The organism is Streptomyces sp. NPDC005151, assembly GCF_053599875.1.
The window spans coordinates 1-10,879 of record NZ_JBSFYR010000148.1; the positions used below are offsets into that span (position 1 = coordinate 1).

General features: G+C 69.3%; 10 protein-coding genes and 1 pseudogene. 5 read left to right on the forward strand and 6 right to left on the reverse strand.

The window, feature by feature from the left end; translation table 11 throughout:
- Positions 1-12 precede the first annotated feature (12 nt).
- Together ACWD6R_RS37875 and ACWD6R_RS37880 are read right to left on the reverse strand one after the other, a co-directional pair.
- Positions 13-735 carry a recombinase family protein gene (locus ACWD6R_RS37875; protein WP_451822905.1) on the reverse strand — a complete coding sequence of 241 codons (723 nt, stop codon included), beginning with the start codon at positions 733-735 and terminating at the stop codon, positions 13-15.
- A 195-nt stretch (positions 736-930) separates the two neighbouring features.
- Positions 931-1,908, reverse strand: coding sequence for a winged helix-turn-helix domain-containing protein (locus ACWD6R_RS37880; protein WP_451822906.1), 978 nt, complete (start codon positions 1,906-1,908; stop codon positions 931-933).
- 89 nt (positions 1,909-1,997) lie between these two features.
- On the opposite strand from ACWD6R_RS37880, the gene ACWD6R_RS37885 reads away from it, so the two are divergent.
- On the forward strand, positions 1,998-3,314 hold the full coding sequence (locus tag ACWD6R_RS37885) for an MFS transporter (protein WP_451822907.1): 1,317 nt from the start codon (positions 1,998-2,000) through the stop codon (positions 3,312-3,314).
- Positions 3,315-3,442: 128 nt separating this feature from the next.
- Entirely contained in the window at positions 3,443-4,027 is a 585-nt protein-coding gene (locus ACWD6R_RS37890; RefSeq protein ID WP_451822908.1) for a DinB family protein, read from the forward strand.
- 99 nt (positions 4,028-4,126) lie between these two features.
- On the opposite strand, the pseudogene ACWD6R_RS37895 reads toward ACWD6R_RS37890, so the two are convergent.
- The 4 genes and pseudogenes from ACWD6R_RS37895 to ACWD6R_RS37910 all read right to left on the reverse strand — a co-directional run.
- Positions 4,127-4,345, reverse strand: a pseudogene (locus tag ACWD6R_RS37895) (Tn3 family transposase); the annotation flags it as partial.
- A gap of 115 nt (positions 4,346-4,460) precedes the next feature.
- Positions 4,461-5,276 (reverse strand): GNAT family N-acetyltransferase, encoded by an 816-nt coding sequence (locus tag ACWD6R_RS37900; RefSeq protein WP_451822909.1) that lies wholly within the window; start codon positions 5,274-5,276, stop codon positions 4,461-4,463.
- A gap of 77 nt (positions 5,277-5,353) precedes the next feature.
- Entirely contained in the window at positions 5,354-5,782 is a 429-nt protein-coding gene (locus ACWD6R_RS37905; RefSeq protein WP_451822910.1) for a DUF6262 family protein, read from the reverse strand.
- A 3-nt stretch (positions 5,783-5,785) separates the two neighbouring features.
- Positions 5,786-6,808, reverse strand: a complete 1,023-nt coding sequence (locus tag ACWD6R_RS37910; protein ID WP_451822911.1) for a tyrosine-type recombinase/integrase — start codon at positions 6,806-6,808, stop codon at positions 5,786-5,788.
- Between the two features lie 216 nt (positions 6,809-7,024).
- Here ACWD6R_RS37910 and ACWD6R_RS37915 point away from each other — a divergent pair, with 216 nt between their 5' ends.
- Genes ACWD6R_RS37915 through ACWD6R_RS37925 form a run of 3 tightly spaced genes read left to right on the forward strand, consistent with a single transcriptional unit; the run spans position 7,025 to position 10,820 of the window.
- Complete coding sequence (locus tag ACWD6R_RS37915; protein WP_451822912.1) at positions 7,025-8,689, forward strand: Mu transposase C-terminal domain-containing protein; 1,665 nt, start codon at positions 7,025-7,027, stop codon at positions 8,687-8,689.
- Entirely contained in the window at positions 8,683-9,594 is a 912-nt protein-coding gene (locus tag ACWD6R_RS37920; protein ID WP_451822913.1) for a TniB family NTP-binding protein, read from the forward strand. The genes ACWD6R_RS37915 and ACWD6R_RS37920 overlap by 7 nt, the downstream gene beginning before the upstream one ends.
- The gene (locus ACWD6R_RS37925) at positions 9,591-10,820 is read left to right on the forward strand and encodes a TniQ family protein (RefSeq protein WP_451822914.1); all 1,230 of its coding nucleotides are present in this window, start codon (positions 9,591-9,593) and stop codon (positions 10,818-10,820) included. The genes ACWD6R_RS37920 and ACWD6R_RS37925 overlap by 4 nt, the downstream gene beginning before the upstream one ends.
- Positions 10,821-10,879: the final 59 nt, after the last annotated feature.

A 10,879-nucleotide genomic window follows, 5' to 3' on the forward strand; every position in this document is an offset into this window, starting at 1 on the left:
CGCTCGAAAGGGTCACGCGGCCAGGTCGAAGACACCGTCCTTGACCTGGCAACCCAGGTCACAGCCCTGCTTGATCGGCGAGCTTGAGATAACGGCGATCGCCGCGAAGAACGCGAACAGCAGGCGGCCCGGCCCGCTCGGGTCGTACATCCCGGGCAGCGGCCCGGCGAGCATCTCCAGGACCAGGCCGTGGGCGGTGAGGTGGTCGGCGAGCGCGGTGAGTTCGGCGGCGTCGCGGCCGAGGCGCTTCATCTCGTAGACGGTGAAGATGATGCGGCAGTGCGGGGCGTGGGCCTTGATCTGGCGGGCGAGCGCGAGCGCGGCCTCGAACTGGGGTCGGACCCGCACGCGGGTGCTGATCTTCTCGGAGAACACCTTGTCGCGCTCGATGCCGTGCTTGGCGAGGGCGTCGAGCTGGGACAGGAGTTCCTGGGTGAGCGTCGAGCACCGGGCGTACCCGATGCGGATGTCGGCGCTCGGGGTGTCCGGTGCGAGGGCGAGCGGAACCGGGGTGCCGGGGCGCCACGGCTGGCCGGGGGCGCGGTCGGCGGGGGTGGGCACGCGCAGGAGCTTGGAGAGCCGGGGCACCTTGGTGAAGCGGCCGGTGTGGTAGGTGCCGGCGACCGCGCCGGAGCGCGAGCGGCACGGCGAGCCGGGTTCGGCCCGGCAGCGCGGGCAGGGGTGGCGCTCTACGTCGTCCGCGTCGCTCGGGGAGGCTTCTTGAGGGACCGTCATGGCACCGGATGCTGTCACAAACAATTCTCAGAAGTGCCCCGAACCCACCTTTGAGTGAGAACGAGTTCTGCGAACTGAACCGCCGGTTCGTGATCACCGGGACGCCGTCTTTGATCTTGCTCGGGCAAAGGACCGTTTGCGAGAATCACAGTGAGAATCACTCGGCATCGGGGTCGGTGTCGCTGATCTGAGCCCTCAGCCCGAACCGGCGACCAGAGCCTCGCCGAGCGGGGTGCGCCGGTAGAGCACCGACCGTCCGGACCGGGCGCGGACGAGCAGCCCCGCGCCTCGCAGGATGGCGAGGTGGTCTCCGACCGCGCCGGGTGCCATGGCGAGGCTTCGGGCGAGGTGGCTGGTACTGGCCGGGGCGTCCAGCGCCAACAGCAGCCGGGCTCGGGCCCGGCCGACCAGAGCGGTCAGCGCGTCCGGTTGGGGGGCGGTCGCCTGTTCGCCCCACAGGGCAGCGGTGCCGCGGGCGCGATAGACCAAGGTCCTGGGCCAGGGGTCTTCCAGGTGGGCGGCGATATGCCCGACGAAGACCGAAGGGATCAGCAGTAGCCCGTCGCCGGCTAGGCGGACTGTTCCGCCTCGGAACGATCCGAGCTCGATACCGCCGGCGCGCCAGGCGATGCCCGGGTGCAGGCTCTCGATGGTCGTGGCCCATCCGTGTTCGCCGATCACCCCCACCCGGTGCACGACATCGCGCTCACAGATCGCGCGCAGTTGCGGCCAGTCCGCGGCGAGCAGCTCGTGCCACGCCTGGTCCATCGCCTCGGCGATCCTGGACACGGCGTCCGTCGAGTCCCACACTGCGCGTACGCGGGGATCACGGGCGGACGGGCCGGTCACGGTGGTGGCGAATTCGTGGCGGGCCGCTTCCAGCGGTGTGGCCCGGATCATGGCCAGGTCGTCTGCCCAGGTCTGGTTGAGGCCGCGCGGGGGCGGGGCGACGAAGTTCGCTCCGGATCGCGGGGCCTGCAGGGCGAGGGCGGTGTTCAGTTCGGTCTCGCGGCGAAGCCGTTCAAAGACCGGCAGGAGTCGGGTGGCCCAGGCTCGCGGCAGCGGCTGGCCGAGGCCGGCGAGCGAGCGAAGCAGTAAGCAGAGGTCCAGTGCGGGCGACAGTGCGAAGCGGCTGCGCAGCAGGTCCTCAATGGAGACTTCGAAGCGGAGCACGCCGCCATGCTACCGCGGGACGCCTGTTCCGATTCGTCCAGCGACGAATCATTGGTGAGTGGCGTGGGCGCACGGCGAGGCTCGGCGTCATGACCCCAACCGCCGAACCCTCGCAGGTCAATCACCGTGCCACCTACCGGGAAGTGCTGGCCGAGCCACGATTCCGGCTGCTCTTTTCGACCCGCACCGTCGCGATCACTGCGGACGCGCTGCGGATCACCACGTTCTCGGTGCTGGTCTTCTCGGCCACCGGCTCCGCGCTGTTGAGCGCACTGGCCTTCGGCATCGGCTTTCTCCCGCAGCTGTTCGGCTCGCTGCTGCTGGGCTCACTGGCCGACCAACTGCCGCCCCGCGCGCTCATCACCGGCGGCTACGCCTTGACGTGCGCCGCCGCCCTGCTGCTTGCCCTGGTGCGGATGCCGATCGCGGCAAGCCTCGGTGTCGTGGCGCTGGTCGCCCTCGCCACACCGGTGTTTCACGGCGCGTCGAGTCGGCTGGTCGCGCAGTCGCTGGAGGGCGACGCCTATGTACTGGGCCGTTCACTGAACAACATCGCTGCCTCCGGCGCGCAATTGTTCGGTCTGGCACTGGGAGGTGCGGTCGTCGCGGTACTCGGCCCGTACCGGGCGCTCGCGGTAAGCGCCGCCCTCTACCTCGGCTGCGCGCTCGCTATCCGCATCCGGCTACCCCGGCTGGAGCCGGGAGAGTTCGGCGGCACACCCGGCAGCGCTCGAGGCGATGGCGGGGCCGTCCGGGCAAGCCTGCACGGTGCCGGCCTGCTGCTGCGCGGACGCACGGTGCGACGACTGATGCTGGCGCAGTGGCTACCGACCGCTTTCGTAGCGGGAGCGGAAGGTCTGATCGTCGCCTACGCGGGAGGACGCCACTTCGCGCCCGGCTGGTACGCGGTGCTGATGGGCTGTCTGCCGGTCGGCATGCTTGTCGGTGACCTGCTGGTGGGCCGGCTCCTACTACCACCCACCCGGGAGCGACTGGTAGTTCCGTTGATTGCGCTGATGGGACTGCCGCTGGTCGGCTTCGCTGCCGAGCCCGGAGTGGGCGTCTCGTCCTGTCTGCTGCTGCTCTGCGGCTTCGGTTTCGCCTACGGTCTCGGCCTGCAACGGCCGTTCCTGGACGCCTTGCCGCAGGATGGCCAGGGCCAGGCCTTCGGTCTGCTCGGCTCCGGCAGCATGACGCTGCAGGGCGTCGGGCCGGCCTGCTTCGGCTCGGTGGCCGCAGTCATCGGAACAGGCGGCGCAATCGCCCTGGCAGGCGGCGCGGCGGCGCTTACCGCCGGCTGGATTCTCAGCTGGCACCCGCCCACCTCCCCGGTCCCCGTCCCGAACTACTCAACGGGATCAGAGAACGGCACCGAACAGCCTGCGTGTAGTTCTCCTGCGCAGTAACCGCCGCAGGTCGAGTCGGCTGCGAGCCGTCACGCACCCCACCCCCACCCCCACGTCTCTCTGCCAGCCTTTGCGGACCACGTACGGGATCTTGACACTACGAGCAGCCCATGCAAGGTTCATGCCGCATGATCGATGAATTCGCGAAGGACAACCTGCACGGGAGACTGCGGCGGGACCGCGAGGCGCTGCTCTGGAAACTCGACGGCTTGTCCGAATACGACGCCCGCCGACCTCTGACGGCCACCGGGACCAACCTCCTCGGCCTGGTCAAACACATGGCCACTGTCGAGGCCAGGTACTTCGGCGAGGTCTTTGACCGCCCTTCCCCGGAACCGCTGTACCGGTGGCAGGACTCCGACGGCACCGATCTGTGGGCGACCGAGGACGAGACCCGCGATCAGATCATCGGGTTCTACCGGCGCACGTGGGAACACTCGGACGCGACGATCAACGAGCTTCCCCTCGACGCCCCCGGCCACGTGCCGTGGTGGCCGGAGCCTTATCCCAACACCAACCTGTTCGCCATCATGGTCCATGTCCTCAGCGAGTCCGTCCGGCATGCCGGGCACGCCGATATCCTGCGCGAGGGCCTCGACGGCCGGACCGGGTTGCGCGCCGAACACGAGCAGCAGATCGACGAGGAAGCCCGCGCAGCCCACTGCGCGAAGATCGAGCAGGCCGCCAGGTCGGTCTCATCAATCAAGGCTTAGTCGAACATATCGGGCAGCCTGGCATCGGCTCCCCAACCGGCGCTTGCGATTTCCGAGCACCCGGCCACCTGATATGCCCGCGTCACCCGATGTGGGCGTTCAGTCCGCGCCTTCGTCGTCCTCGTCCAGCTCGGGCGCGTCCGGGTCTCGCAGCGGGCGCAGGCCCTGGGGCGGGGTGGAGGGGGTGAAGCTGTAGCGGCCCAGGACGTTGAGGTTCTTGAACTTCAGCGGGGACAGGCGGGCGACATCCTCATCGCTGATCTCGTGGCCCTCGGCACGCAGCTGGGCGACCGCGGCGTCCATGTAGCGGGTCGTCCAGAAAGTATCCGGGGCAAACGGGTGACGGGTGGCCATTCGTGCAGGTAGAACGCTTGCGGTCGCGTACGTAAGCGTCGATGAACTCGCCGATCAGCGCGTGCTTGGGCCGTCCTGATCACGTGTCGCGGTCTTCGCCGGAAGCGGGAGGGCGGGAGAGCTGGACTTGGTGTTCGGCATCTGCGAATCCGAGAGCACGGTAGAGGCGGATCGCGTGGTAGCCGGGGTCGGCGACGATGACCAGTGTGTGGGCGCCGAGCTGGTGGAGCCCCCAGTGCCCGGCTTGGTGAACGAGGGACGAGGCGAGCCCTCGTCGACGGTAGGAGGGATGGGTTTCGACGTCCTGGAAGCGTGCCAGCCCGCTGCCGTCGCTGAACAAGCCGGCGCCGACGCGCATGCGTCCTTCCACGAAGGCCCCGAACCAGGCGCCGCGGCCGGCGTCGCAGAGCCTGCGGTGCCCAGCGACCTTCCTTTCCAGGAACTGCTGGTGCTCGGCGGTCATAGCGACGTGGCCGTTGCAGGAGATGCTTAGCCGGGTGGCTTGGGCCCAGTCGTCGTTGCTGGTCAGGGGGCGGATGGCGGTGGCGATGTCCGGTTCGCTGGGAGGCAGCAGCCGGGCGGCGGTCAGGACGGAGTTCACCTCGGCGGTGACGCCGATCTCGGCGAGTACTCCTGCGTCACCGGTGTCGCCGTCGGTGCCATCCACTCCCAGGGCGAGGTGTGCTGCTTGGGGGAACTCGCCGGAGAATATCGTGGACCACGATCGTGCGTCGCAGTTCCTGGGTGGGGCTTTGAACAGCACGAAGTTCCCCCACCAGAAGCCGGGGTTGGCAGGGGTCTGGACCACGAGGTGTGTCCCGTGATCGGTGATGGCGGAGCCGGCCAGGGTCCGCAGCATCAGGTCGGTTCGAAAGCCCAGGGAGATCACCTTCACCGGGCTGATCTTATGGCCGCTGGCTCAACATGCAACTGGCTTTTCGCCTCCACCGAGCCAGCCGCCAGTACTGGGATCTAGGTGCACGGAGGGCTCGGTGCGAGCCCGTGTCGGGGGCCGAGGCGTCGTCGCAGTTCTAGGTTCTCGCTCTGGGCAACTTCCAGAGCCTGCCGCAGGTCCTGGAGCTCGTCGCGATGCCGCCGCTTGAGCTCGGCGAGCTGGGCGGTGAGGGTGCGCACGACGCTGCTGGGCGAGTCGTCGGGCGGCGGCGCGGTCGCACGGGGCGGGTGGCTTCGCTGCTGGGCCCTCAGTTGCTCGACGCGCTGGCGGATTTCGATGCAGCGGTAGAGGAAGTCGAGCGAGACGTCAGCGGTCTGGGCGAGGCCACGGAAGGTGATGGGCTGTCCGCAGCGGATCATCTCCCGCAGGCCCTTCTCCGCGCGAGCCTGGGCGGCAGCGCTCTTGCGGGCGGCGGCCTGGCGGAGGTTGTCGGGGTTACCGCGCATGGGTCAGCTCCCGTCCTGGCTGCGGGTGATCGCGTCGGTGCGGGCGTCGACGCCCGCACCGCGAACGGCCTGGGCCGGTCCGTCGGCGAGCCGGGTCTGTTCGAGCTTGAGGATGATGCGGCCGAGGGCGTCCTGCTCTTGGCGGCGGCCGGCGAGCCAGACATTGTCCTCGCTCATCGGCAGCCCGGTCCGGGCCGCGAACGCGTTCTGCCGTTCGGTGATGAGCTGCTCGGTGCGCTGCCGCTGGGTGGTGAGTTCGGGCAGAAAGGTGACGTCCGTGGCGAACTTGTCGCAGGTCAGGCAGGCGTTGCCCTTCGCGCATGCCTGGCGGGGCGGCAGGAGGCACAGGCCGTTGGGCAGGATGCGGTCGGTGCGCTTGTCGAGCTCCAGCATGTCGTAGAGGTCGCGCGGGTCGGTGGACAGTTCCCGGGCGTCGGCGGTGATCTTCCGGTAGCGCAGGAACTCGCGTTCGTGGGTCTCGGCGAGGGTCTGCGCGTAGGTCATCAGCATGGTCGGCGAAAGGTGGCCGAAGTAGCGCTGGACGACGTGGAACGGGACGCCGGCGTTGAGGAGGCTGGTGGCCTTGGTGTGCCGGAACCGGTGGGTGCGGTTGAAGTCCACCAGCCGTCCGGCGCTGTCGCGAATGTCGAGCCGGCGAGCGAACTCAAAGAGTGTCTGGTGGATGGGTTCGACGGCGAAGGGCTTGTCGGCGTACCGGTTCATCCTGTGGGCCAGGAAGAGGTATTTGGGGCTCGCGCCCTCTGCCCAGCGGGGCCCCAGGTGGGTGTCGGCCCACTGCTGCTGGGCGCGGATGATGGCGACGATCTCGGTATCGACGAGGATGGTGTCCGGCGCCTGCTCGATCTTCGTCTGCTGGTAGCGCAACTTGGCGACGAAGGCGCCGTCGGCGACTTCTTGCTCGTCGGGCGGGGTGAGCCGGTCCAAGGCGAACAGCGGGTCGCAGTCGAGCATCCGGATCTCACTGATCCGCCGCCCGATGCGGGCCTGCAGCATCAGGATCCGCATGAGCTGCTCGTCTCGGCCCTGTTCTCGTATAGCTACGGCCACCCGACAAGTAGCGCAGAGTAGTTGTCGCTACGTTTGTGAATGTCAGTAGTCGCGTGCACGGATGAGCTGGGGATTCGCCGCCGAGCGCAGGGAAGTGCGAACTCCCAGACGGTCCGAAGTCGCCTGCACTACGGTCGACTTGGCCGTAGTCGTATGCGCGACGGGGGCTTTGGGATGGTCGATGGACCGGTGGCCGAGCGCGGGGTGCTGACCGCGCCAGACGAGCTGTGGGATGCCGTAGTGAGGCAGGCCGAGGTGGTAGGTCCGCTCGCTGCGAAGGACACGGTGGGGCTGGCGGACGCGGACGAGGCAGCCGCGATGCTTCAGATCTCCCGGCGCCAGGTGTACGTGCTGGTCGGGCGGTGGCGGGTGGGTGAAGGGGTGGTATCAGACCTGCTGCCGGGCCACTCCAGCGGTGGGCGCGGCGGTGGACGTCTGTCCGATGAGGTCGAGGCGATCGTTCAAGAGGTACTGCGCACCCGGTACCTGACGCGGCAGCGCCGAACCGTGGCGGTGATCCACCGGGAGATCGCGCGCCAGTGCCGGGCTCGTGATCTGCAGGTTCCCTCACGCGGAACGGTGCGACGCCGGATCGCACAGCTGGACCCGGTTGCTTCCACCACCGCGCGGGAGGGAAGCGAGGCAGCTCGTCCGCTGCGGTCGGCGGGCGACATGCCGCCCGAGGTCACTGCGGTGTTGGAGCAGGTCCAGGTTGACCACACGCCGGTGGATGTGATCGTGGTCGACGAGCAGCACCGGCTGCCGATCGGCCGGCCGTATCTGACGCTGGCGATCGACGTGGTCAGCCGATGTGTGGTGGGCCTGGTGGTGACGCTGGAGGCACCGTCGGCGACCTCGGTTGGGCTGTGCCTGGTGCATGCGGCCACCGACAAGCGGCCGTGGCTGGAGAGGCTGGGGGCCGAGGTGGTGTGGCCGATGAGCGGCAAGCCGCGCGAGCTGTATGTGGACAACGCCGCAGAGTTCAAGAGTGAGGCTCTGCGTCGCGGTTGCGACCAGCACGGCATCAGGCTGCGCTACCGGCCGCCCGGCCTGCCGCACTTCGGCGGGATCATCGAGCGGCTGATCGGCACGATGATGGAGATGGTCCACGAGCTGCCAGGCACCACGTTCTCCAATACTGCCGAGCGCGGGGCCTACGACAGCGACGCCAAGGCCGTTTTGACCTTACGGGAGTTGCAGCGGTGGCTGGCCTTGGCAGCGTGCTGCTACCACGGCCAGGTGCACGAGGGGTTGGGCCGCACCCCGGCGGGGGTCTGGGCGGAGATGGTCGCGGTGGCCTCGCCGATGATGGTGACCAATGAGACCGCGTTCTTGGTGGACTTCCTGCCGGTGGTCCGCCGGACGTTGTCGCGGTCGGGGTTCGTCATCGACCATGTGCAGTACTACAGCGACGCGCTGAAGCCATGGATCGCCCACCGCGAACGGCTGGGCCGGTTCGTCCTTCGTCGCGATCCGCGCGACATCAGCCGCATCTGGGCCCTGGACCCGGACCAGGACGCCTATGTGGAGGTTCCCTACCGGACGCTGTCGAGGCCGCCGATCAGTGTGTGGGAGCAGAAGGCGGCCGTCGCGCGGCTGCGCGAGCTGGGCCGCGCCGAGGTCGATGAGAACGCGTTGTTCGCCATGGTGGCGCAGATGCGCGAGATCACCGAGGCCGCCGCGGCCAGCACTCGCAAGGCCCGCCGGGACCGCCAGCGCCGCACCGAGGCGCCGCCCGGTAACCGGCGGCCGACGCCGCCTCCGAAGCCGCCTGCCCCGCCCGCCAACCAGGGCGGGGAGGCTGTGGCCAGGCCGTTCGAGGTGATCGAGCAGTGGTGAACGAGGACGAGCCGGTGGATCTGTCACACCTGCACCCGGCCGCGCAGCAGATCGCGCGGCTGCCGGACGCCGAGCGGCTGCGGTACGTGCGGGCGGACCGGTGGATCGGCTACCCGCGCGCCATAGAGGCCCTGGAGCGGCTGGAGACGCTGCTGTCGTGGCCGTCCAAGCAGCGGATGCCGAATCTGCTGCTGATCGGGCCGACGAACAACGGCAAGTCGATGATCGTGGAGAAGTTCCGCCGCACCAACCCGCCGATCTCGCACCCGGACCGCGAGGAGATTCCCGTGCTGGCGGTGCAGATGCCCTCCGATCCGTCGGTGATCCGCTTCTACACCGTGCTGCTGGCCGCGCTCGGCGCCCCACTGCGGGCCCGCTACCGGCTGGCCGACGTGGAGCAGTTGGCGCTGCGGCTGCTGCGGTCGGCCGGAGTGCGGATGCTGGTGATCGACGAGCTGCACAACGTCCTCGGCGGACGCGGCGACCACCGCCGGGAGTTTTTGAACCTGCTGCGTTTCCTGGGCAACGAGTTGCGCATCCCGCTGGTCGGCGTCGGCACCCGGGATGCGTACCTGGCCATCCGAGCCGACGACCAGTTGGAGAACCGGTTCGCGCCGCTGACGCTGCCCCGCTGGGAGGCAGACGCCGACGCCTGCTCGCTGTTGGCCAGCTTCGCCGCGGCGTTCCCGCTGCGCAGGCCCTCGCCGATCGCCACCGCCGAGATGGCCGGCTACCTGCTCAGCCGCAGCGAGGGCACGATCGGCGAGCTGGCCCATCTGCTCACCGACGCCGCGGTGGCCGCGATCGAGTCCGGTGAAGAGGCCATCAACCAGCGCACTCTGCTGCTGGCACCGTACGACGGGCCGACCGAGCGGCGTCGGCTGTTCGAGCGCGAGCTGACGTGAGCCCACCGCGGCGCTGGCCTCTGCACCCTCAGCCCGGCCCTCTGGAGTCGCTGTCGTCATGGCTGGACCGGCTGGCCGGGCTGTACGAGATGCCGGTGAAGGACTTACTCACCCGCAACCTCGGCCTGGTCGACCCGGACGTCCCGGCAGACCTCGACTACGACCCGCCGATGGCGATGCTCACCGCGCTGGCAGAGCGCACCGGGGTCGAGCTCGCCCGGCTGCGGGCGATGACGCTGGCCGGCTGGGAACCGTGGCTGTTCGACAAACTCACCGTGCCGCTCCAGGACACGCAGCCGATGTTCGACGCCTACGTCCGGGACAACTCCGTGCTCCTGGTTCCCGGGGAGGCCGGCACCAACCAGGTCAACCGCTGGAAGCGCTGGCCGGGACCATGGCTCGGATACTGGCCACTGCACCGGGCCTGCCCCGTGTGCGCCGCCGACCCCGGGCGCGGGCGGGCCCTGTTGTGGCGGCTGCCGCTGATGACCGGCTGCGTCGAGCACGGGTGCCGCCTGGAAGACGCCACCGCGGTCGCTCTGTCCGTCGCCGTCGACCAGGAGGGACCGGGCCCCGTGCCGCTGGCCGAACCGCTGGCCACCGTGGACCGCTACACCTACGAAGGACTCACCACCGGGCGGGTCACCATGCCGGGCCGCAGCGTGCATGCCGGGGTCTGGTTCCGGCTGCTGCGCTGCCTGCTGGACGAGGTCAGCCTCTCCCCGAGCGGCCGACGCAGCCACGGCCGGGCCACACTGGAACAGGTGTGGCAGGCTGCCGGGCTCGAAGAGCGCGCCGGGTTGACCACCTGGCGGCCCTACGAACACCTCAAGCCCGACGTCCAAGAGGCGATGCTGCACGCCGCCGCCACCGCCCTGCATCTGGTCGCCGATGGGACCATCATCGCCTTCGGCCGCCTCGCCTCCACGCTGCGGCTGGAGCACCGGCACATCTACGACGGCGACCGGCAGCCCCCGCACCGAAGTTCCTGGCAGGAGGTCATGGCCGAGATGGAGGCGGCTCTCGCCCTGGCGCGCACGGACCGAGACGCCGCCCGGCAGCTCTTGATCTTGCTCACCCTCGGCTGCCGAACCCTCGACCGGTTCGAAGAAGAGCGCGCCTTCTTGTTCGGCGTCGGCGTGCCCGCCGACTTCCTGCCCAGCGCCCGCGATCTCGGTCGCACCGACCTTGGGCGGTTTCCACTGATCGTTGCGAATCAGCGGTAGGCGAGTTCCTTTGACCAGCGTCTCATGGCCTCGGCGGGGGTGCGGTCGCCCAGGACGCG